Raw genomic sequence first — 216 nt, 5'->3', positions numbered from 1 at the left:
CACGCACCAGGGAGGAGGTCACCAGCGAACCGTGCATGGCGGAGAACAGGGAGCCACCGAACACACCCGCCACACCCAGCATGTGGAAGGGGTGCATGAGGATGTTGTGCTCAGCCTGAAACACCAGCATGTAGTTGAAGGTGCCGCTGATGCCGAGGGGCATGCCGTCGGAGAAGGAACCCTGACCGAAGGGGTAGATCAGGAACACGGCGCTGG

The 216-nt window shown here is 62.0% G+C and carries 1 pseudogene; it reads right to left on the bottom strand.

What is annotated here, in order from left to right:
* A pseudogene (locus tag KUG41_RS15210) lies at positions 1-216 on the bottom strand (photosystem II q(b) protein); the annotation flags it as partial.

Source organism: Synechococcus sp. CCY 9618, from assembly GCF_019038415.1.
In the GTDB taxonomy this organism is placed as follows: domain Bacteria; phylum Cyanobacteriota; class Cyanobacteriia; order PCC-6307; family Cyanobiaceae; genus Cyanobium.
This window is presented reverse-complemented; position numbering and strand designations above follow the sequence as displayed.